Consider the following 22,496-nt stretch of genomic DNA (forward strand, 5'->3'; position numbering starts at 1 on the left):
GAGTTTGGATCCGCTGAAGCCGGCCAACCGGATCGGGTGAGCCTGCTCCGCGCTCGTCGCCGGACGATCTTCCGGATTGATTTCGGAGGGAGCCGGACGACGCGGAGAGCGCTGTCACGTCTATCCTCAGATAACGTGGCAGCGCCGCTCGGTCTCTTTGCGGTAGTTGAGTTGCGTAGCCGGCAACTCGTGCACCTCGCGGCATTTACCGTTTTTTGCTCAAGACGGAAATGCTTTAATTTACTCCATCTGGCACCCCAACTGATGGGGCACCACAAGCGGCATACTCGAGATGCCTACCTAGCGGCCCTTGCCGAACAGCCTGCGTCGAAGCTGCCGCCTCGGAAACCAGATGGACGTGGATGGCCGCTAAGTCGTCAACAAGGACTTACAGAATGCGGGGGTGAGCTTGCCGCGGTGGATCGCGATGTTTTCGTGACCAATCGCAGCCCGGGCGTCCTGCCACTGCCGATTAAAGCCACGCTGTTGATGGGACTTGACGTGGCAAGCGGCGAACTCAGCGGTGTCCAGCATTGCCAACTGGCGCGCATATACCGGCCGTTTCGTATGGATGTGGACCCACATCGGTTTCGGCGTCGCACGATTGCTCAGCGCCTCGTGCTGGAGCCCGATCTCGAACAGATTGCCCGGCTCGCCTTTCAACGCGCACGGCGGACCCGGTGGTTTCAACTCCCCAGCCGCCCGCAAGTGCTCAAGGTAGTTCTGCGACGGAAAGGGGTAGGTCTTCATGCAATCGGTCGTAATAGTGGTCTTTTGCTCGTTTAAAAACTTCGCCTGTCCCTGGGCCTGGCTCAACATATTGTTTAGCTGTTCTGTGTCGTCGTGCAACTTTGATATTTGCGCAGGCGAGAGTAGGAGGCGCAGACGAGGCTCCTTAAAGGCTGCCACACAGGCCTCCATCTCGGCGGCTTGGGTCTGGAGGCGCTCGACCACAGTGTCGACGACGTGTTCAACATCCTCGGGGCTCATCTGGCGCGCTTGCGAGACGAGCTTTTGCTGGCCTGGCAGATCGAACTGCAGGAGTTCGGCCAAGCGTGCCAGTTGTGGCGTCAGCATCTCCTTCGAGGTCGGGGCCTGCCAGGTCGCCAAGCGTGCTGCCGCCGACGACGCACTCTTCTGCGCCTCCTCTGCACTCACCAGCTTCTTCGTACCTAAATCCGTGCGTACGAGCACCTTGGCTACCGGCACCGGGTCTCTGACACCCCCAGCGAGTTGCGGCGACAATCGGCCGGCGGCCGATCTGCTAGCGTCGGCGACCGAAGTGCGAGCGCCAGCGGCCTGCTTGCTCTTGTCTTTCTTCTTCTCTTTCTTAGGTGCTGCGGCCCGTATTCCAGCGCTCGTATCGGCCGGTGGTGCAATGATGGCTGGCGGCTTCGGCTGCAGTGCCAGTAGGCTCACAACCTGGTCCGCATTGATCGACACCTCCTCCACGATCTGGTCCAACAATTCCAATGGGAGGCCGCTAGCTGTTCGGTGATCGCTTAGGTTGGCACGCATGTCCTGTAACGCCAATCCAAATTCCGAAAGCCGCTTCACGATCCCCTCCAGAACGGAGCAATGATCTGCGTCGAGTGGGCGTCCCGTGCTGTCCCTAACAGCAGGTACTGCCGAGGCGAATGCCGGAGCAACGTCCTCCAAGAAGGTTTTCAGCAGAGGCACCCGCCCCTCCTCAAACATGAGGAGGGGCCTCAAGGATGGCTCAAACGTGCGCACCTGCGACTCAATTTTGACATTCGCGAGATCGACCCGCGCCTCTAATAGCCCGAACTGTGCAAACATTAGCTCGCCCGTGACCCGCCGCAGTGCGATCTGATCGTCCTGCGGCATCTCGGCCGTTTCACCTGGTAAACTGGCATTGGTGGCGCAGGCGAGCCGCTGCCGCTCGCAGCCCCATGTCCTCTTTTCGCACCAATCCATGCAAGCCACATGCGCCTTCGCCACGCTGGCGTACATATTGCTCAGCTGGTCCAGGCTAGCCGGGGGGCATTGAGTTTCCCTGACCAGTTTTAGCCGAGCATCCCTGTTCGCTTCCAATTTTTTGTAAGTCGGTAGTGTCAGATTGTAGTACTTGTCCACCGCCGAAATCACGATGTCGCAGCATTGACGCGCCACCCCCCGGTTGGGCATAATGCGCCGCGCCAACGCTGGCGGCAGGCTCGCGTGGTAGTCCAGAACTGCTGAGCCTGCAACGACGACCCGGTCCATCGGTTCTTCCTGCGTGAGGGTTTGCTGGGCGGCATCATGGCAAGCGAGCAGTTCCTTAAGGAGACCGTTCATTCGTTGCTGTGGTGACAAGGAAGTGGGGACTGCCCCAGCCGAAGTTGTCGGCTGGCCGGCCACCGGCGCCAGGGCGGCTTCACCCTCCGACATTGAGTGAACACTGTGCCGCCGCGTACGACCTGGACGTGCCGCGCCAGCTGCATGCCGCGCAGGTTCCAGGGTTCGGTCTACGCCAACCACGGGACCAGACGGCCTGTCGCGCAGGGCATCATCGGCACCGCGAACGGAGGGCGTCCTTCTATCTATATTCACGGAGCGCATCTGCTCCACGACGGCATGGAACGCTTGGCCGCTCTGCCCAGGGGCTAGACTTGATTGCGAGCGCGAACTGCTCGCCTCCCCCGCACTGCTGGCTCCCTTTTCAGTCCGCGATCTTCCAGATCGGCCAATGCCCGTCATATTCCGTCTCCGTTATTAGGCGAGAATGTGTTGTCTATGCGTTGGGGCCGATGTCGCTAGACCCTCGTGTAACAAGGCATTGATGAGCGCAATCGCCAGATGGCACGTGGCATGACGTCTCGGAGACAACGGCATCTTTTCGTCAGCCGTCCCGGTCAGCCGGGGCCCACGACGGCCAACGTGCATCTTCACTAGACGCCCAAGATCGGCCAGCCTCGCACGCGATCGCAACCCATGGAGGTCAGTTGGCACGCTCCCGTTTCCCGGCACTGCTCTTCGTCCACTTACGCCGAAGATCGGCTGCCGCCTTGAACCGCTTCGGCAAAACTCATCGGCAACGCGCTCCACAACCTTGACTTCCTGATTGCTTTTGTGCCGCCGGCTCGAACTGATTTGCCTCGTCAGCTTCGCAATGCGTGTCTAGTGCGGATCGGACGGGTACCAATTGCTATGCCAGGATTTGCACTGCTATCTTTCCGTTGGCTTCAGGTCGGTTAGGCACGGCAAGTCTAGATAAACCGCTTGGCTGACGATTAGCTGACGGAGGTTTCTTCTGGACGCCGACATCCGACCTCAAGCGTTTAACCATTGACGACACCACGCTGGGCCTACACCGGCCTGCAAAAGCGCCGGGTCAGGTCGTCCGGTGCGGAGACGCTGTCACTTTATCTAGGGTTACGTGAGGGGACAAAACGCTGTGGCACAGGCTCGGTTCCAGCCTGAGACAGCGTCGAGGTGACAGCGACGTATGTGGCATGCAGAGCTTTGGAGCGGACAGACATCGCCGTGCTGACACGGGCTGCCTCTGCGGCTCTCCAGCTCTGATCGGCTGAATTCACGCACAATCCCCCGCGGAGCAACGCCCTTGGATCTCGCTGGATTCGGCGGCGAGCCTGAGCTCCTCGGTGTGACGAGAAGGAGGAGCGCCGTGCTGTCAAATGGAGGCGAAAGGTCGTTCTTGTTCGTCATGGGCCGGAAAAGCCCGAAGTTGGTGGTGTGACCTGGGTGCGGTGATGCGCCCCCGCGGCCAGCTACTAATGAAATCACTAAGGGGGTTTGCTGCGATCAGATCATCGCTGCCCTCAGCAGCATCTGCCGATGCTGGTGAGATATCGTCCGGAAGGACAGTTGTGCTGTCGACACTGCCGCTTGCTCTGGCGCAGGTCGGTATCCGAAGACGCTCCGGCCAAGCAAGGGCTCGGAGTTCGCCTATCGCGGCCTCAGCCCGCCACCGCGAGAAAGCGGGGAATATCTGCGTTGCGGCCCCATACAATGATATCATAGCAAGGAAGCCTCGGATTTTATCGGAAGAATGTCGGCGGCTGGCAGGCTCCTGTCATGCCCTATTCCTGCTGCAGAGCGCAGTGCCTACCTTTACCGCTTTGCAGGAGCCCGAACCCTGCTCGATCATTATTTTCCGGTAGCCGCTTTTTTGTCCAGACTCGTCAGGTTCTCGAAAGCTCCTGCTCGTAGCTTGACGAGATTATCTTTTGGGCGTCGCCGTCGATTGAAACGGATGCAGGAGTACTTGATGATCGCGGGAATTGGGAGTGGAGTTGGCAACATCGTTTCCTTGGCCAGTAGGGGACGTGGAGATCCGAACAGCCAACCACAGGACCCGTCCACTGGCCAAACTGGTCACAACAAGCCGGTTGGCGGGAATGATGACCCGAACAAGCCGGTTGGCGGGAAAGACGACGATAGCAAGCCGGTTGGCGGGAAAGATCCGGTGGACAGTCAGACCATCTCTGGGGATGAAGCGCAAGCTCTAGCTGAAGCCTTCGAAACAGTTCTCCACTCCGTTGCGCTAACTATTTTGAACGATGCCATGGCTGATGCCGACGAAGCGCTAGCAGACACTGAAGAGGATGCCTGACGCTGGATGGTCCGCGTCAGGAGGTGGGTGCCGTGGTAACGGCACAGTTTCAACAGAAAGGAAAACAATATGAGTAAAGCAGGTACGGCTACCAGTGCGGCTGGTACTGGCACTTCGATGGCTGCAGACGTAGCTACCAAAACCGCTGGGAATGCGGCTTTCCAGGCGCAAATCGCCGAGCTAACGGCGGTTAGCTTGGAGGCTACGGCTAGGAGCATACAGCTGCGCACCGTTACGACTAACCTCAACACAATCAAGAAGGCGGCCGACGAGCGCGTTCAGTAGTGTTGGAAGCGGGGCTCTAGGGTAGCCCTGATCGCGTCGCCAGGTGGCGCGATGTGGAACCGAAATGAGCCGCACGGCAATTGCCGTGCGGCTTCTCTCTTGTTCGGGAGGTCATCCTTGAATGACGCCGTTTCTCTTAATTTCGAAGTTCTGTCGGGGCTCTATTGCGGATTGACAGGTAAGACTGCTCTCGAAACGAGCTTAATCGGCAGCGGCTTAGACGCCGATATGATCTTCGTCGAGCAAGGATTGGCATCGCATCATTTTCGTATAACTCTTCTTGGCAACTTGATTGAGGTCGAGGCGCTTGCAGCCGGACTCAGCGTCAAGGGTAAGCGGAATATCGCCGCGGGCGACTGCGCTGTGGTGCCACTTCCTGCCGTCGTTCTCGCAGGCGAGATGTCCATTCTCTGGTCCGTGCAGGATGAAGTGCTAAGTGGTCCGATCGGTATACCACGCCTCTCGATGCGTGTTCTGGCCATGCTAATGGTCAGCTCTCTAGCGGTCGGTACGCTCTCAGCCATTTTCTCCTATAACGGGGACGGTGGTGCATCGAGACCCAATTCACCCAGTGTCGATCATGAGTCGAAGCGGACCAATCACCGCGCCAACGACCAGATTGCGGAGGCAGCGGCCAAAGAGCTGCAGGAGGCAGTCGATAGGGCGGGTCTACTCAATGTTAAGGTCGGCTCGGCAAGGGGTGCTGTGACTGCGGAGGGTACCGTCACGTCTGAAACAGTCATCGGTTGGCGGAAGCTCCAGCAGTGGTTCGATCATCGCACCAAGGGCGCTCTAGCACTGGTCAATGGAGTGCTCATAAAAGACGAAAAGGCGCCATCCGCAATCGCAGTTGAAGCCGTTTGGCATGGTCCACAACCGTATCTTATCATAGATGGTGAGAAGTATTTTGTTGGCGCCGTTCTGGATGATGGGTGGACGGTCGACAGGATCGAGGACGGTCGTGTGCTGCTGAGCCGTAATGGCCGCCTTGCTGCTCTCCCGTACTAGTCCGCACCTACTAATCAGAATTGTATGGCCAGCAACCATTCTGCCGCGCCCGGTACCGACAAACCTGGACAGACTGAAACACCTGCTGACCAGCCAACTTCGCGCATGTCTCTGGTTCTCATGCACAGCCTGCCGCTGGCGGGCCGCCCAATGTGGACGAGGCTCTCGGACTTCGAATGCTACGCTTCACTGCGTAGCAGAATAATTCTCAAGCGATCGTAAAGGGGCCTCGATGGCCAACGTCCTGCGTAACTTCATCAAGCGTTCGCCGGCCAACCCGGACCTAATGGTCGCGTTGATGCTGCTTCTGGCTATCGCTATGATGGTCATGCCTATCCCGATCGTGGTGGTCGACGCGCTGATAGGATTCAATATGGGATTGGCCATCCTGCTGATGATGGTTGCCCTGTATGTCAGTACTCCACTTGATCTTTCCTCTTTGCCCGGCATCATTTTGCTTTCCACGGTATTCCGCCTGGCCCTCACCGTCGCAACGACGCGCCTGATCCTGGCCGAGGGGGAGGCAGGCGCCATCATCCATACGTTCGGCGATTTCGTGATCTCGGGCAATATCGTGGTGGGTTTCGTCATATTTCTGGTCGTCACCATGGTGCAATTCATGGTCCTGGCGAAGGGCGCCGAACGCGTAGCAGAAGTGGCGGCGCGCTTCACGCTCGACGCTCTGCCGGGAAAGCAAATGGCGGTCGACGCAGAGCTACGCAACGGCCACATCGATGCCAACGAATCTCGCAGGCGGCGCGCCGCATTGGAGAAGGAAAGCCAACTTTACGGCGCGATGGATGGCGCGATGAAATTTGTGAAGGGCGATTCCATCGCCGGACTGGTGGTTATCTTCATCAACATGTTGGGTGGAATATCGATCGGCCTGCTCTCGAAGGGCATGTCCTTCGGCGATGTGCTGCATCACTATACTCTGCTAACGATAGGCGACGCATTGATATCGCAGATTCCGGCCCTGCTGCTCTCAATTACAGCGGCAACCGTCGTCACTCGTGTCACTGGGGCGGCGAAGGTCAACCTTGGTACCGAAATAGTGAATCAGCTCACGGCCAGCAAGCGACCATTGCGGGTGGCAGCTTGCGTCCTGGTTTTAATGGGGTTCGTTCCTGGCTTTCCCCTGCCCGTCTTTTTGATATTGGCCGCAATCTTCGCCGCGATAAGCTTTGTCAAGGGCGATGTTGTCGATACCAGAACTGGAGCTGCAGGCGACACTCAAAAGCAAACCGCGCCCGCGCAGGAATATCCGATCGCTTTCTTCCTTGCGCCAGACCTGATGCAAGCGATCGAACAAGTCGAATTGCAGCAGGAGATTGCGCGCGTTTCGCAACTAGTCTCAGCCGATCTAGGCATTGTCGTTCCCCCCATCCCTATCACCGTCGACCAGCAGTTGCTGGAGGCGCAGTTTCGAATAGACATCGAGGGCGTGCCAGTTGAACAGGATGTGTTAGATCCGAGCCAGCTAGTGCTCAAAGACGAAGTGGCGAACATCAAATCGAGCGGTATCCCCTTTCGGCGTGATCCAAAAACGGACAGACTCGTGGCCGACCAAAGCCATGCACCGGCTCTCAAGGGTGCCGGCATCACGCATTACGGTCCTGGCGAATTCCTCGCGTTGCGCATCCATACAGCGTTGACCCGCTTCGCACCGCGATTGGTCGGTATTCAGGAGACCCGCCAATTGATAGGCCGAATGGAGCAGGACTATTCTGATCTGGTGAAGGAGGTGCTGCGCACCACGCCGGTCCCTCGGATTGCGGATGTGCTGCGCCGGCTCCTGGATGAAGGCATCCCGATCCGCCACACGCGGCTTCTCTTGGAAGGGTTGGCGGAGTGGAGTGAACGTGAGCAAAACGTCGCCCTGCTCACGGAATATGTTCGTTCTGGTTTGAAGCGGCAGATCTGTCACCGCTATGCCAATACAGAGGGCATCGTGCACGCTTTGGTCGTCGAACGTGAGAGTGAGGATGTGATGCGTAGTGCAGTTCGAGATTCGGCTGCAGGTCCCTTCCTCGTATTAGAGGATCGGCAAAGCGAAGCGCTGCTGTCACAGATGCGTCAGATCCTTTCGAACGCAGCACCGGGTCAGACCCGCCCTGTCGTTTTAACCTCAATGGATATTCGACGCTTCGTCCGCGGCTTTTTCACCCGAAACGGGATCGATCTTGCCGTTCTGTCTTATCAAGAGCTCGCCTCCGATTTTACAATTAAACCCGCCGGTTCCGTCAAACTGCCGCCTGGACTGATCAGTGGTCTGTCAGATTAAATCCAATCCGCCTTGCAACGACTGAGTAATAGCGCCCCGCTATAATTGAGGATCAAACATGAATTCATACAAGAATACAGTTGTCAGACCATTTAGGTCTTTTCGTCTGAACTCACTTCTCTTTTCTGTACTCGCAATGCTGCCTCTCGGCGGTTGCGCCAGCTTGGACAGGCCTGCTCTTTCAGTGAAGGAGACGTCATCCCCAGAGCTGCTCAACGCCAAGCAAATCGATCCGGCTATGCGCGAACGCATCTTGCGGGCAGTCGGCCAGGATGCTCAAGAGCGGGCTTTGCGCGATGAGCTGAAGCAGCACCCGGACAATGTCGATGCGGCGATCCGTCTTACGAATGCGTTGGTGGCCCAAAAGCGCGCGCATGAGGCGCTTCACGTAGTCGACACGGTCTTGGTTGCGGCCCCAGGAAATTTGCGCGCATTGAACGCGAAGGGAGTGATCTTGGACCTTGATGGGCGGCATGACGCAGCACAGGTGCTGTATCGGCAAGCTCTCGAAACAGAGCCTGGGAATGAGATGGTGCAGCACAATCTCAACCTGTCGCTTACGCTTTGAAGGAAGTCCGGACGGAGTGCGTTGGCGCGGTCCGCCTAGCTGTGCACATGCACCGCATTGCATGCACATATCAGAGCCTCGCAATCCGGCTCTTATTTCATCGAGTGGCAACCGCCAGCTACTGCCATTGGCCAAGACTGATGTCGGAGCATCACCAGAAGCTCAGCTCAGCAGCTCGTTTTGTGGGCGTTTGCCGGCACGCAACGCAAGAGGGCCACAAAGGCCTGGGAACGAAAGGTGACGCGGTCGCTCTTGAAGAGAGATACTCGATGCCCTCACTGTGAGGCTGACCCGCAAGCAAGATCGTCGCGGCGCGGCAGCTTTAGCTGTGCGTCCTTCTAGGAGCCGTGCCGAACTGCTGGGCCTTCGAACCTCAAAGCACCGCATCGTTTATCGGCATCTGCTTACGATCATGGCGTCGCGCAGCCGAGCGAGACGCGTCGAGGTCGATCCGCAGGCTTCAACTCCTTGGCCGCCGCCAAGTGTTCAAGCCACTTCTGCGTGGGAAAGGGGTAGTCTTCATGCAATCGATGGAAATAGCGGCTTTTCCGTTACCCAAAGCCTTGGCCAGTCTCTGTGGCTCGGACAACATCACGTTGAGCCGGACAGTTTTGTCGTGCGCGTCTTGCATTTGCGCAGGCGTGAGTAGGACGCGTCGACGAGGGTCATCCAGTGCGGCGAGACAGGCCTGCATCTCGGTGACCTGCGTTTGCAGGAGCTCGACCAAGGTGCCCGCGGCGTTTTCGGCGTCCTCTGGCTTCATCTGGCGCGCTTCCGGACCAGGCAGATCGAACTGCAAAAGTTTGTCCGCCCGTGTGACTAGTTTCTTCAGGGCCTCCACCGGCACCGGGGCTTGCCACATCTCCAAATCTGCCGCCCAACTCGCATGCGCTTCATTCGCGCTCACGAGCTTCTTCGTGCCTGGATCCGAGCGCACGAGAATCTTGGCTTCTGGCACAGAGTCGCTGACGGTCGCCACGATTCGCGGTTCCGGCTGCCGCGCGGCTGAAGCCCCGGCGCCAGCTGGCGGCTTGATGATGGCTGGCGCGTTCGGCTGCAGCGCGAGGAAGTGCATGACCTCGTGCGCAATGATCCTGGCATCGTCCACGATCTGGCCCAAATGTTCCAATGGGAGGTCGGCACCTGCTTGGTGATCGTCTAGTTTGGTCCGAATGTGCTGCAAGGCCGTCGCAAAATCCGAAAGCCGCCCCATGACTCCTTCCAAAACAGCGCAGTGATGTGCGTCGAGTGGGCGCCCATTGCTGCGCAGAACAGCGTCGCCCGTCGAGAGGAATGCCGGAAAGACGTCGCCCATGAAGGTTCCCAGCAGACGCACTTGCTCGTTCTCACCAATGAGAATTTCCCTGGCGCGTGCTTCGAACGTGCTCGCCTGCGGCTCAATCGTAACCCGCGCGAGAGCGATCCGAGATTGCAGATGCATGAACTTGGTATTCAGCGCCCAGCCGGCGCGCAGCCGCAGCGCGGCCTGCTCGACTTGCCGCATCTCGGCTGTTGCACCTGGTAAGTTGGCAGTGGCGGCGCAGACGGAGCGCATCATTTCGCAGCGGCGTGCCTTCTTTTGCCACCACTCCATGCAGGCCGCATAGTGCGTCGCCACGGTGGAAGCGGCTTGGCTCAGCTGGTCGCGTGTGGCGTTGGATTGGAGCAGCGTGAACACTTTAGCCGCACGGTTCCTATGCGCTTCCAGGGAGGAGATAGTACTGGAGCCTTTTGCGTTGCATTTGTCCCCCACGCAAAGGGCATGATCGCGGAGTCGACGGGCCTGATTGTCGGACAGAATGCTACGCGCTACAGACAAGGGCAGGCTCGCTCGGCAGCCCAGAACCGCCGAGGTTGCATCAACGACCCGATCGCGCAGCTCTTGCTTCTTCTCCGAGTCCTGGGCCTGCCCGGCCGCATCACGGCAATCTCGGAGTTCGTCAAGCAGGCCTTGCATTCGTCGCCTTGCTGCGGTGACATCTTCGTCGGTCACGGGAGTGGCACCGACCATACCCGAAGCAGTGTGACCGGCGTTGCGGCTCCACGCCCCGACACTGAGCGAAAACGGCGTCGCTGCTCAGTACCTGCGCCTGGCCCCGAGATTGCACGTAGCGCAGTATCCAGGATCCGGGGTGTAGCAGCCGGGCCAGCGAAGACCTTCGTGCATTGGGGACGGATGACGTCGTTCTATCGAGGCACAGAACGCATCCGGTGGGCTCCCCACGGATACCACCTGATTCCAAGCGTGAACTGCTCGATCCGGCCCCAGCATTCCCAATGCGCGATCTCCTAGTTCGGCCAAGGCCCGTCATATTCCATCTCCTCGGCAATAGGCTGTCATGACGTTGAGGGCTGATGTCGCTCAGCCCAGTGCCTCAGGGCTTGCACCCCGAAACTTGATGGGTTGGGTATTGCTCTCAAGTTTGCGGAGATTAGGAGCGGGTTGGTCGCACACCGCCTTTCACAGGCACCGTTGCTCGCCGTGACGCCGATAGGCTGCCACTGGAACCTGCACCGGCTAGGTGCATCCGGCCGAACGAACGGTTCCGCAAATCCCTTCCGGCATTTTTGCTCGATGGCCAGCAACTGATTTGTTTCGTTAGCTTCACCAATTGGGCCAGTGAAAATAGGAACGAGCCAGCAGTTCGACCATACATTATGTCCGCACCCCATGTTTCGCATTGAGTTCAGCCTGAATAGGCGCGGCAGGTTTGATAGGCCGTGTGGCTGACGTCTAGCTGACGAAGGGGCTTCTCCCGGATGCACTAAAGACGGTGCGACCTAGCCTAAGCATCAGCGGTCAGGATCAGGATGCGGCTCACTGCGGCCCGAGTTGTGTACGTTAAGTTCCGCAATAAGCGGCTTGGCATTCAGCGATTACACTGGCGGCGCCGCACAGCCCCGTCTTAGCGGAGCGGCGGTACAATGCGGCCGCGTTAGGCGGCCCTAATTGAATGACGCGGTCAGCTTGCCTCGGATCCCTGACATCTGCTTTTCGGGGCGTCGCACCCGATTTTTTCAGAAGAGATGCAGGGTGGTTCGATCCGGCACTGACCCTTGAGCGGGGGGCTGGTTTGAGCCGGTGCCAGACCGAACCGTCTCAGGGCAACGACGGCTATCTCGTGGAAGATTGGGACAACGCCGCGGCTAAACGGTGGCGATAATGTGTCACGGAGTCACCAATTCCAACACGCACTTCGCAAATGTGACTAGACGTTTCGGAAACGGCGCAGCGCAGCTGGCTTTGGCCAGAGCTCTGCAGTTCGGCCGCGAAAACGCGAACCTTGGCTGTGGGACTGACCGATCACTGCGGTCGGATGGAAGAAGGAACACTCCCAATTGATTCCGCAGCTCGACGGGCGACACACACCACCGTGACCAGCAGGTGCGGCTCGACTGGAATCGACCAGACCCTCAGGAAGGACTCAGACTGGCAGCCACTGAGTGGCGCGATCATCTTGCCGGTTGCCCTAGCCTACCTGAGCGACGCGGATGAACGCCACACTTGGCTGTTCAGGCAAGCGCCGGGCACCATCGCCCCTGTCGCGTCGGACCCAGGTCCTCACAGGCAACGTTCTGGGCGGCCGCCGCAACGAGATGCTCCTCAAGGGTCGACCAGAACTCCTGAATGCTGAGACGATCGCAAGCAATGGGGCCAATGGTGGGGCTGTATTTTATCCTCATCGGACCAGCCGCCAATCTTATCCGATGGCCTGCTTGCAACAGATCCTTCAAAGAAAATCGTAGACTCTTAGCACTCCAAACCGCTGGGAATGGTTATCCTTTCATCTGACGCAAGTGGGTTCGAGACCGTGGCGCCGTGTACCGAGCCAAAAACCTTCAGCTCGGGTTTAAGCAATGCCGGCAAGAGCACCCACGTTGGCCGGGGAAACGAGTGCCATGCGGTCGAGCGGACAAGAAAATTGCCTCTGAAAGGCCTGGAGGACGCTAAATGGACGGAAGCAATAGGACGACTGCCCAACCGATGATGAAACTGGTCAGGAGCCTAAGGGCGGCTGCTCATCTTGATCGGCTTCGGATCCTGGGACTTTGCGCGCATGCGGACCTCACCGTCTGCGAGCTGGCAGAAGTTCTGGCTTTGCCCCGCGAGCACGTTATGGGACATGTCCGACAGCTCGCCAGAGCCGGATTTCTCGGCAACGAACAACGTCCGCGGCCCTCGTACCATCTCGAAGCAGCAGGAAGGGATGGTGGCCTAGTTCAACTGTTGGTCGATCTTCTGCCCCACGGCGATGGCTATCACAGACAAGACCTAAAACGCCTGGAAGCGATACAAGGCGCGCGGTCCAAGGGGACCGGCTGCATGTCTTGAAATAGGATTAGTCCAATTGGAGCGCGAAACTGCCATGGACAATTCGGCCGGCGGCGCCATCACGCAGCCCGACACTTACGGGCGGCCTCACCTTGCCGCCGTAGATTGTCGCGTTCACGAACTGCTTCTAAGACAGGAGCGCCAGGAGCGGACAACTCTCAAACTTATCGCCTCCGAGAACTTTGCCTCCTCCGCGGTGTTGGAAGCGACCGGGTCGATTTTCACCAACAAGTATGCCGAGGGATACCCCGGTGCGCGCTATTACGCCGGAAACGAGATCGTCGATGAGCTTGAGAACCTCGCTATCGAGCGCTTGAAGGCGCTATTCGGCTGTGAACACGCTAACGTCCAGCCATATTCCGGCTCGCCGGCCAATCAGGCTATCTATCGAGCACTGTTGAGTCCGGGGGACAAAATGATGGGCCTGCCTCTTCCCAGTGGCGGCCATCTGACTCACGGTTGGGCAGTCAACTTCTCCGGCACCGATTATCAGCGAGTCCCATACGGGCTGCACGAAAAGACGCAGCAGATTGACCATGACCGCTTGCGCGAGACGGCCAAGCGGGAACGCCCGAAGCTAATTTGGGTCGGCGGAACTGCTTATCCGCGCATTTTTGACTACGCGGCAATGGCAGAAATCGCTTCGGAGGTGAACTCCTATCTGGTGGCCGACATCGCCCACATCAGTGGCCTAATTGTCGCAGGAGTGCATCCGAACCCCGTGCGCCATTGCGATGTGGTCAGCAGCACCTCTCACAAGTCGATCCGGGGCCCCCGCGGTGGCTTCATTTTGTCCAGGAATGAAGACCGTTATCAGGCGCTCTACCATTCGAAAAGCAACCACAATCTTGCCAAACGCATAGACCGTGCCGTGTTCCCTCTCCTGCAGGGCGGACCGCACATGAATACTATCGCCGCGCTAGCTGTCGCTCTGCACGAAGCAGCGAACCTGTCCTTCCGTGTCTACGGTCAGCAGATTGTTAAGAACGCCAAGGCTCTGGCCCAGGCGCTTCTGGAGCGGGGTTATGACCTGGTTACCGGGGGGACTGACAATCACATGCTGATCCTTGATCTTCGGGACCGGCCGCTGTCCGGCAAAGCCTATGCCGAGCGGTTATCGCAAGCAGGTATCATTACAAATTTCAATATGGTGCCGGGCGACTGGCGGCATCCGGCGCTCACAAGCGGCATCCGCTTAGGGACGCCAGCGGTAACGTCCGTGGGCATGGGCGAGGCGGAAATGGTGCAGATTGCCGCTTTCATCGACCTGGTTTGCCGCCAGCCCGATGATCCGGACGTCCATGCCTGCGTGCGGAGAGACGTTGCCGACTTCTGCGCCGCGTTCGACGTCCCTGGCATGCCCGACAGGTAAGACGGCCAAATCAAGTGTCACACCTAACTACAACATCTGAAGCGAGGACATTTCATGACCAGGCAATTCGTGTTCTCTTCCGAATCCGTCGGCGCAGGACATCCCGACAAGATGGCCGACAATATCTCAGATGCCGTCCTCGATGCGATCCTTCGTAAGGATCCTGAGGCTCGCGTCGCTTGTGAAGCGTTGGTGAAGTCGGGATTGGTCGTTCTGGCTGGCGAGATCACCAGCCATGCGCAGATCGATTACAGCCAAGTTGCCCGCGATACCATTTTGGATATTGGATATGACGACGATGCCATCGGCTTTGACGGTCGGCGTTGCGCGGTGGTCCTGGCCCTAACCGAGCAATCGGCCGACATCAGCCAGGGCGTCGACGAGGGACGAGGGCAGGATCTCGAGCAGGGAGCTGGGGATCAAGGACTCATGTTCGGTTACGCATGCAACGAGACCGAAACATTGATGCCGGTGCCAATCCAACTCGCTCACGATTTGACAAAAAGACAGGCAGAGGTGCGGAAAACGGGACGGCTTAGCTGGCTGCGCCCTGATGTGAAATCTCAAGTCTCCGTCCGCTATGAAGGTCTGCGCCCCGTGGCGATTGATACCATAGTCCTGTCGACGCAGCATGACGGGGAGGTCTCACAAGCCACGGTCCGCGAAGGCGTCATTGAGGAGATCATAAGGCCGGTCTTGCCCCCCGACTTGGATACGACGGGGATAAGGTTCCTGGTCAATCCAACAGGCCGGTTCGTGGTCGGTGGGCCGCGCGGCGACTGCGGGCTCACCGGACGCAAGATCATCGTCGATTCCTACGGTGGGATGGGGCGTCACGGCGGCGGCGCCTTTTCGGGCAAGGACCCGTCCAAGGTTGATCGCTCGGCCGCCTATGCGGCGCGGTACGTCGCAAAAAATGTCGTTGCAAGCGGCCTTGCCGATGTCTGCGAGGTTCAGCTTGCCTACGCGATCGGTGTGGCCGCGCCGGTGTCTATCCTGATCAATACCTTCAGAACCGCAAAGATCGACGAAAAAAGGATCGAGCGCGTCGTTCTTGAGCTTTTCAATCTCCGGCCGAAAGGCATCATCAAGATGCTTGATCTCTTACGCCCAATTTACCGCAAAACCGCGACATACGGACACTTCGGCCGCGAAGAGCCGGAGTTCACGTGGGAAAGGACGGACAGAGCTGAGGACCTGCTGCGTGAGGCAGGACCGGCAGCAGCGTGATGCGCCGATGTTGGATGCAGCGGCATACGGCAACTCCATTCCACACCTGCAAAAACCCGCCCGCGCCCGGCGCGGCAGAGGGTGGGTTTTTGGCGGAGATATGAATAGATGCCGAACTATGACGTGCTTTGTATCGGTAATGCGATCGTCGACATCATCGCCCAGTGCGACGAGGCATTCCTGGAGACCAACGGCATCATCAAGGGCGCGATGAACCTGATCGACACGAGGCGCGCCGAGCTGCTCTACAGCCGCATGGGCCCGGCCATCGAAGCCTCCGGGGGCAGCGCCGGCAACACGGCAGCGGGCGTCGCCAGCTTCGGCGGTCGCGCCGCCTTCTTCGGCAAGGTCTCGAATGATGCGCTCGGCGAAATCTACGCCCATGACATCCACGCGCAGGGCGTCGCCTTTGACACCAAGCCGCTCAATGGCGAGCCGCCGACGGCGCGCTCGATGATCTTCGTCACGCCCGACGGCGAGCGCTCAATGAACACCTATCTCGGCGCCTGCGTCGAACTCGGACCGGAGGACGTCGAGGCAGACAAGGCTTCGGGGGCGGCGGTCACCTATTTCGAAGGTTACCTCTGGGACCCGCCGCGCGCCAAGGAAGCGATCCGGCAGACGGCGAAGCTTGCGCATGCCGCTGGCCGCGAAGTGTCGATGACGCTGTCGGATTCGTTCTGCGTCGACCGCTATCGCGACGAGTTTCTGGACCTAATGCGCTCGGACACCGTCGACATCGTCTTTGCCAACAGCCACGAGATCAAGTCGCTCTACCAGACCGCCTCCTTCGACGAGGCGCTGGCCCAGATCCGCAAGGACTGCAAGATCGCCGCCGTCACCCGCTCGGAAATGGGCTCGGTCATCGTGCGCGGCGACGAGACCGTCACCATCGATGCGACGAAAATCCGGGAACTGGTCGACACCACCGGCGCCGGCGACCTCTACGCCGCCGGTTTCCTCTACGGCTATACGCAAGGGCGCAGCCTGAAGGAGTGCGGCGATCTCGGCTCGCTGGCCGCCGGACTGGTCATCCAGCAGATCGGCCCAAGGCCGCGGCAGTATCTGCGCCACGAGGCTGAGCAGGCGGGGTTGTTGTAGCGGCTGGGCACTTCCGCGACGTGCTGGCCTCCTCCCCTCGTGCAGGCGGTCGAGGCAAGCGTGTGTAAATTGAAATGTCGTATGCCCGTCCGTGAAAGATGGCTTTCCTTTGAAGTTTCTGATTATCGAGGCTCAGGACCTTGTCGCACCTGCGGGTAGCAGTTCGGGGCGATCTTGATCATCACCATGCCGACGTTTGGCGCAAGTCGTTCAGAGCTCCACCCCAAGTACCCGGACTATGTTCTTTGAAGACAACGATCGTTCAGCGTGACGTCCCTGCCCTCCTCGATCGGCCCGACGATGAAGGCTACATGCGTCGAGGCTGGAAGCGGCGGCGGCAGCCTTGCGGGCCTGGCGCCCAGCTCACCGATCTTCGCCCGCACAATCCAGCGGATCGCGCTGGACCCTCCTACGCTGAACGGCGCCACCGCTTGCGGCGCCAACATGCCCTCGTCCGAAGCCTTCGAGACCCGCGACCGAATGTCCCGCTCAATGCTCTTCCCATCGTCCACCTCCATCCCGGTGGATGTTGAATCAACCCAGAACGCAGCCGTCACATCACAGTCGATTCAACGATCACAGGACGTGCTCTAGGAGCCTAACTTCCGTTGTGCAGGCTAATCCAAGGGATCGCGAAAAGCGCAATCACCATAGGTGTAAGGAGATTCTGATGTCGAACATGATGAAGGCGCTGGTCAAGGCCAAGGCCGAGCCGGGCATCTGGATGGAAGAAGTGCCGGTGCCGGAAATCGGCCCGAACGACGTTCTGATCAAGATCAAGAAGACCGCGATCTGCGGCACCGACGTCCACATCTACAATTGGGACCAGTGGGCGCAGAAGACCGTGCCGGTGCCGATGGTGACCGGCCATGAATTCGTCGGCACGGTCGCCGACTTCGGTGCGGCGGTCACCGAATACAAGATCGGCCAGCGTGTTTCGGGCGAAGGCCACATCGTCTGCGGCCATTGCCGCAATTGCCGGGCGGGCAGGGGGCATCTGTGCCGCAACACGCTCGGTGTCGGCGTCAACCGGCCGGGCGCCTTCGGTGAATATCTGGCGATCCCGCAGCACAACGTCGTGCCGATCCCCGACGACGTGCCCGACGAGATCGCCGCAATCTTCGATCCCCTGGGCAATGCGGTTCACACCGCACTTTCCTTCGACCTCGTCGGCGAGGACGTGCTGGTCACCGGCGCAGGTCCGATCGGCATCATGGGCGCGCTGGTGGCGCAATGCGTCGGCGCGCGAAAGGTGGTCATCACCGACATCAACCCGGTGCGGCTGGCGCTGGCGAAAAAGCTTGGCGTCCAGCATGTCGTCGACGCCTCGAAGGAAAAGCTGCGCGACGTCATGCCGGCGCTCGGCATGACCGACGGTTTTGACGTCGGCCTCGAAATGTCAGGCGCAGCACCCGCCTTCCGCGACATGATCGACACCATGAACAATGGCGGCAAGATCGCCATTCTGGGCATTGCGCCGACCGGCTTCGAGATCGACTGGAACAAGGTCATCTTCAAGATGCTGCATCTCAAGGGCATCTACGGCCGCGAGATGTTCGAGACCTGGTACAAGATGATCGCGCTTGTGCAGGGACCGCTGGATGTCTCAGGGCTTATAACGCACCGCATCGGCATCGATGATTTTCAGGCCGGTTTCGAGGCGATGAAGAGCGGCAGCTCGGGCAAGGTGGTGATGGACTGGTAGGGCGATTGGCCGGCGTGACTTTGCGGAGGTGCTGACGGGACACCACCTTGGCCTGCTCGATCTCCCCGCGAGGGGCATCGCTGGTGCAAAGCAGTGGCTCCTCCCCCAACGTGGCTGCTCAATCGTCGGCGACGTATCGCGGCCCAATCGGACGACGCTTGTGGCAATTCGCCCAGATCGGTCAAGGAATGCTCACAGGCCCCGACGCGATCGTCTGCTTTCCCAATGCCTAGGATCGAGGCCGAGGTGTTGTGGGCGTTTCAGTCGGCAAGATGGGATATGTGATCTCCGGTCGCTTTCCGGTCAGCGAATGAAGGTAGGCAACGATCCGATCGATTTCGATTTGCGTTAGCTCTTGGCCAAGCTGGGTGGTGCCCATAATAGCGACCGCCTGTCTCAGGTCCCAGACCTTGCCCGAATGAAAGTATGGCGCGGTGATTGCTACGTTGCGCAGCGACGGCACGCGGAAAACATAGGAATCCTCTGGTACATTGGTGACGGCAAATCGTCCCTTGTCGTTCTCCGGCAGAACGTCGGCGCTAGGCTTCTCAACGAGGCCGAATGGATAATAGCCTTCCCCACCAAGATTGACACCCGAATGGCAGGACGAGCAGCCCTTTTCGATGAAAAGGGCCAAGCCCTGCTTCTCTTCGGGACCGATGGCGGTGTCATCGCCATTGAGGAACGCGTCGAAGGGGCCCGGCGTGACCAGTGTCGCCTCGTAGTCTGCGAGTGCATTGGCTACGTTTTCGAGAGTGATGGGATCGGCTTCCTCCGGGAAAGCTGAATGGAACCACTCCACATATTGCGGCATCGATTTGAACGTCTCGACCACTCGATACGGTGTGTTGGCCATTTCGACACCGGCCTGTATCGGCCCTTTGGCCTGAGCTTTCAGGTCTTCGGCGCGACCGTCCCAAAACTGTGATTTGTTGAAGACAGAGTTAAACACCGTCGGCGCGTTGCGCTGCCCCTTCTGCCAACCATGGCCAATCGAAGTTTCATGATTGTCGTCGCCCCCGGTGGCCAGGTTGTGGCACGAGTTGCAGGAGAAAACGCCTGAGGACGAGAGGCGTGGATCGAAGAACAGTGCCTTGCCGAGGGCAATCTTCTCCGGCGTGATCGGGTTGTTGGTGACCGCCGGCGTGAATGGCAAGGGCTCGAAGGTGGCCAGTGCCGTTTCTCTGAGGTCTGGCGGAATGAACTGCGCAGCAAAAGCTGTGGCTGCCACCAGCGCAACAGCCATCGCAGTGAATAGAATCTTCATAAATGGAGTCCTTACGATGTGCACGGAAACCATTCTCCACATGCGGCCTGCGAACGCCCTGCGCTAGATCAGCGGATCGAGGGAATCGTGCCTGCCGACCGAGCCAATCGAGCGGCGGAATCAGTGACTGCGGTGTATTCATCGCCCGACGGCGGATTCCAATGGTGGGTGCGCGCAATCGCTGTTTGTTCGCCTGAGGGTTTGGTCGGTTCCGTGGCCTGTCGCCATATGCTGCCGCAACGCCAACCTGTTTCATACGCGCAAGGTTTTCTGCTCCCAGCGAGTGCACGGCTCATGGTGCTTTACAAGCTTTCTGCGTCTTCCTTTTGCAGATCAAACGGTCGAGATCGGGACTGAACGGCGGATACTGGCGCAGTTATGGAAAGCGGTTACCGCGCAGATCAGTGTCACGACAGCGTGATGTGGCGCTATAGACCTCAATGTTGGACGAGCAACGAACAATCCTGTCGCGAGATTTGTTGCCTTCATCGGAAATCACCACTAGAAGCGACGCTCCGCAGACCAATCCCCCGGAGAGTTTCATGCCAGAAGAAGACTTCAAAAACATCGACAACCTCATCCAGCTTACCGCAGATGTTGTCTCAGCCTATGTTTCCAACAATCCCGTTCCGGTGGGGGACCTATCTGCCCTGATCGGCCAAGTGCACGAAGCTTTGAAAGGCACGGCGGCCGGTCGCGTCTCGGCACAAGAGCCGACGGTGTTGACGCCGGCGGTCCCGATCAGAAAATCGGTGACGCCGGACTACATTATCTCCCTTGAGGACGGCAAGAAATTCAAATCGCTAAAGCGTCATCTGGCGACCCATTACGGGCTGACCCCTAATGAATATCGCGCCAAATGGGGTCTGCCGGCGGACTATCCCATGGTCGCGCCGAACTATGCGGCTGCGCGCTCTGCGTTGGCCAAGACAATGGGACTCGGCCGCAAACCAAAAGAGCCTGAAGTCTCGGCGCCCGAGAAGCGATCTAGAAAGAAGGTACCAGCGTGACTTCCTCCATCCAGACTCGTTGTGGGCTGGCGGCTCGATCGGCATGATGTGAGCGAAACATCGAAAAGGCGGGATCAAGTCCCGCCTTTTCCGTGCAGATGGTGTGATTGCACGCCGCGGAGCGGAATGGAATTGACATAGCGCAGAGACACAGGAGACCGCAGCGGTAAAAGGACCACTTTTCAGCCTGGGACGGAAACTGTTGCAGACCTCTATCCTGAAAGAATATCGCGAGGCTCTCCTGCCTTGGTACACCATCTATCCGACTGTGCCGGAGTTCACCGCCAGCGTCGGGGCCGAAAGCTATGAGGAATGGCTAAGAGGTCTGCCGGCTGACGATCCGGTGTCGCTCTATCTCCACATTCCGTTCTGCCGATCGAGTTGCTGGTATTGCGGCTTCCCGACCACGATAACCGGGAATCAGGCGCCGATCCTCAACTATCTGGCCGTTCTGCGTGACGAGATCCGTTTGGTGTCGGAGCAAGTGCAGCAGGGGCTCGTCGTGAACGACGTGCATTTCGGCGGTGGAACCCCGACCCTGATCGGGGCAGCGGAGTTCTTGGCCATGATCGAACTCCTGCGCCGCTGCTTCGCGTTCAGGGAACCCGCTACGATCGCCGTGGAAATTGACCCGCGCACGTTCACGGCCGAGATCGCCGAAGCGTTGGGAGCAGCCAACGTGAACCGCGCGAGCCTCGGGGTGCAGAGCTTTGATCCCATTGTTCAAAAAGCGATCAACCGGGTCCAGAGCGAGTCGCAGACGGCCGCTGCCGTCGAAGAGCTGCGTCGGCATGGAGTACGCCGCATCAACTTCGATCTGATCTTCGGTCTCCCGAATCAGACGGTAGAGTCCTGCGTCCAGACCGCGACGGCGGCGGTCGCCACGCGCCCCAACCGGCTTTCGGTGTTCGGCTACGCGCACATTCCGTCCGTCATAAAGAATCAGCGCCTGATCGAGGAGACAGCGCTGCCGGACAGCGTTGCCCGCGCCGAACAGGCTGCGGCCGTGGCAGACACGCTGGTTGCCGCCGGCTACCAAGAGATCGGCCTCGACCATTTCGCGTTGCCGGACGACGAACTTACGCTGGCGCAGACCAGCGGTCGGCTACGGCGTAACTCGCTGGGTTACTCGGCCGACACCTGCAAAACCCTGATCGGTTTCGGCGCGTCCTCTATCGGACGGGTCGGCGAGGGTTACGTCCAGAACGAGGTGACACGTGAGTCCTACAGCCGGCACATAGCAGCTGGCCGTCTGGCGACGTCAAAAGGCTACCGGCTGACAGACGAAGACCGCGTGCGAGCCGCGATCATAGAGCGGCTGATGTGCGATTTGCAGGCCGATGTGCCGGCAATTTGTGCCGCCTATGGATTCGATCCAACTCGCCTTCTCGATTCGGCTGCTGAACGCTTGGCGAAGCTGGCTGAGGATGGGATAGTGGACATCGAAAAGGGTTTCATCCGAGTGCGGCAGGAGCATCGCTTCGTGAGTCGTGCTGTTGCTGCCGCATTCGATGCTTTTCTCGACCGGGTTGTCCCATAAGCACAGCCAAGCAGCGTGAGGGGCGCCAAAGCGATAAGCTCGTGCCAAACGGCACGCTCGTAAAACTGCCGCAGGCCCCGGTCACGGCGCCCCTGCGCGGATTGAAGTGTTTGACCTTCCCGAATGGACGAGCGTGCCGCCCACAACGCGTCACAGTCATATAACGGTCACTGGTTTTGCGAGATGCCCGGCCGGTCGACATCTGTGCCTATGAATA

Annotated in this window: 13 protein-coding genes and 1 pseudogene; 10 read left to right on the forward strand and 4 right to left on the reverse strand. The window is 59.1% G+C overall.

The features are described 5' to 3' along the window. Nucleotides 1-369: 369 nt before the first annotated feature. Nucleotides 370-2,298, reverse strand: coding sequence for a hypothetical protein (locus MESS2_RS13175; RefSeq protein WP_244439981.1), 1,929 nt, complete (start codon nt 2,296-2,298; stop codon nt 370-372). A 1,933-nt stretch (nt 2,299-4,231) separates the two neighbouring features. Between MESS2_RS13175 and MESS2_RS13180 the strand changes: the two genes are divergently transcribed. The 4 genes from MESS2_RS13180 to MESS2_RS13200 all read left to right on the forward strand — a co-directional run bounded on the left by MESS2_RS13180 (nt 4,232) and on the right by MESS2_RS13200 (nt 8,721). Next, nucleotides 4,232-4,576: a hypothetical protein gene (locus MESS2_RS13180; protein WP_040592943.1), complete on the forward strand. Its 345-nt coding sequence runs from the start codon at nt 4,232-4,234 to the stop codon at nt 4,574-4,576. A 402-nt stretch (nt 4,577-4,978) separates the two neighbouring features. After that, nucleotides 4,979-5,869, forward strand: coding sequence for a SctD/MshK family protein (locus tag MESS2_RS13190; protein ID WP_008874799.1), 891 nt, complete (start codon nt 4,979-4,981; stop codon nt 5,867-5,869). Nucleotides 5,870-6,101: 232 nt separating this feature from the next. Beyond that, nucleotides 6,102-8,153, forward strand: a complete 2,052-nt coding sequence (gene sctV, locus MESS2_RS13195) for a type III secretion system export apparatus subunit SctV (protein WP_008874801.1) — start codon at nt 6,102-6,104, stop codon at nt 8,151-8,153. A 58-nt stretch (nt 8,154-8,211) separates the two neighbouring features. Then, on the forward strand, nt 8,212-8,721 hold the full coding sequence (locus MESS2_RS13200) for a tetratricopeptide repeat protein (RefSeq protein WP_040592936.1): 510 nt from the start codon (nt 8,212-8,214) through the stop codon (nt 8,719-8,721). Nucleotides 8,722-9,181: 460 nt separating this feature from the next. On the opposite strand, the gene MESS2_RS13205 is transcribed toward MESS2_RS13200, so the two are convergent. Beyond that, on the reverse strand, nt 9,182-10,714 hold the full coding sequence (locus MESS2_RS13205) for a hypothetical protein (protein ID WP_157357698.1): 1,533 nt from the start codon (nt 10,712-10,714) through the stop codon (nt 9,182-9,184). Between the two features lie 2,374 nt (nt 10,715-13,088). On the opposite strand from MESS2_RS13205, the gene MESS2_RS13215 reads away from it, so the two are divergent. The 3 genes from MESS2_RS13215 (at nt 13,089) to MESS2_RS13225 (ending at nt 16,757) form a co-directional block, all read left to right on the forward strand. After that, on the forward strand, nt 13,089-14,426 hold the full coding sequence (locus MESS2_RS13215) for a serine hydroxymethyltransferase (RefSeq protein ID WP_040592938.1): 1,338 nt from the start codon (nt 13,089-13,091) through the stop codon (nt 14,424-14,426). 54 nt (nt 14,427-14,480) lie between these two features. Next, nucleotides 14,481-15,656 carry a methionine adenosyltransferase gene (gene metK, locus MESS2_RS13220; protein WP_008874812.1) on the forward strand — a complete coding sequence of 392 codons (1,176 nt, stop codon included), beginning with the start codon at nt 14,481-14,483 and terminating at the stop codon, nt 15,654-15,656. Nucleotides 15,657-15,764: 108 nt separating this feature from the next. After that, a complete protein-coding gene (locus tag MESS2_RS13225) occupies nt 15,765-16,757 on the forward strand; it encodes an adenosine kinase (protein ID WP_008874813.1) in 993 nt (330 codons plus the stop codon). A gap of 257 nt (nt 16,758-17,014) precedes the next feature. Here MESS2_RS13225 and MESS2_RS34110 read toward each other — a convergent pair. Further along, a pseudogene (locus tag MESS2_RS34110) lies at nt 17,015-17,262 on the reverse strand (IS630 family transposase); the annotation flags it as partial. A gap of 165 nt (nt 17,263-17,427) precedes the next feature. On the opposite strand from MESS2_RS34110, the gene tdh reads away from it, so the two are divergent. Further along, complete coding sequence (gene tdh, locus MESS2_RS13235; RefSeq protein WP_008874815.1) at nt 17,428-18,462, forward strand: L-threonine 3-dehydrogenase; 1,035 nt, start codon at nt 17,428-17,430, stop codon at nt 18,460-18,462. A 229-nt stretch (nt 18,463-18,691) separates the two neighbouring features. On the opposite strand, the gene MESS2_RS13240 is transcribed toward tdh, so the two are convergent. Next, complete coding sequence (locus tag MESS2_RS13240) at nt 18,692-19,729, reverse strand: cytochrome-c peroxidase (RefSeq protein WP_008874816.1); 1,038 nt, start codon at nt 19,727-19,729, stop codon at nt 18,692-18,694. 542 nt (nt 19,730-20,271) lie between these two features. Here MESS2_RS13240 and MESS2_RS13245 point away from each other — a divergent pair. Both MESS2_RS13245 and hemN read left to right on the forward strand, forming a co-directional pair. Next, nucleotides 20,272-20,739 carry a Ros/MucR family transcriptional regulator gene (locus MESS2_RS13245; protein WP_008874817.1) on the forward strand — a complete coding sequence of 156 codons (468 nt, stop codon included), beginning with the start codon at nt 20,272-20,274 and terminating at the stop codon, nt 20,737-20,739. A 202-nt stretch (nt 20,740-20,941) separates the two neighbouring features. Continuing rightward, nucleotides 20,942-22,279 carry an oxygen-independent coproporphyrinogen III oxidase gene (gene hemN / locus MESS2_RS13250; RefSeq protein ID WP_008874818.1) on the forward strand — a complete coding sequence of 446 codons (1,338 nt, stop codon included), beginning with the start codon at nt 20,942-20,944 and terminating at the stop codon, nt 22,277-22,279. The last annotated feature ends 217 nt before the right edge of the window (nt 22,280-22,496 follow it).

This window comes from Mesorhizobium metallidurans STM 2683, from assembly GCF_000350085.1.
Classification (GTDB): Bacteria; Pseudomonadota; Alphaproteobacteria; order Rhizobiales; family Rhizobiaceae; genus Mesorhizobium; species Mesorhizobium metallidurans.

What these genes read in the sequence shown, in the direction of transcription:
- tdh (WP_008874815.1), top strand. Translation starts at nt 17,428, where the DNA reads ATGTCGAACATGATGAAGGCGCTGGTCAAGGCCAAGGCCGAGCCGGGC.
- MESS2_RS13215 (WP_040592938.1), top strand. Translation starts at nt 13,089, where the DNA reads ATGGACAATTCGGCCGGCGGCGCCATCACGCAGCCCGACACTTACGGG.
- MESS2_RS13180 (WP_040592943.1), top strand. Translation starts at nt 4,232, where the DNA reads ATGATCGCGGGAATTGGGAGTGGAGTTGGCAACATCGTTTCCTTGGCC.
- MESS2_RS13175 (WP_244439981.1), bottom strand. Translation starts at nt 2,298, where the DNA reads ATGAACGGTCTCCTTAAGGAACTGCTCGCTTGCCATGATGCCGCCCAG.
- MESS2_RS13200 (WP_040592936.1), top strand. Translation starts at nt 8,212, where the DNA reads ATGAATTCATACAAGAATACAGTTGTCAGACCATTTAGGTCTTTTCGT.
- MESS2_RS13240 (WP_008874816.1), bottom strand. Translation starts at nt 19,729, where the DNA reads ATGAAGATTCTATTCACTGCGATGGCTGTTGCGCTGGTGGCAGCCACA.
- sctV (WP_008874801.1), top strand. Translation starts at nt 6,102, where the DNA reads ATGGCCAACGTCCTGCGTAACTTCATCAAGCGTTCGCCGGCCAACCCG.
- MESS2_RS13225 (WP_008874813.1), top strand. Translation starts at nt 15,765, where the DNA reads ATGCCGAACTATGACGTGCTTTGTATCGGTAATGCGATCGTCGACATC.
- metK (WP_008874812.1), top strand. Translation starts at nt 14,481, where the DNA reads ATGACCAGGCAATTCGTGTTCTCTTCCGAATCCGTCGGCGCAGGACAT.
- MESS2_RS13245 (WP_008874817.1), top strand. Translation starts at nt 20,272, where the DNA reads ATGCCAGAAGAAGACTTCAAAAACATCGACAACCTCATCCAGCTTACC.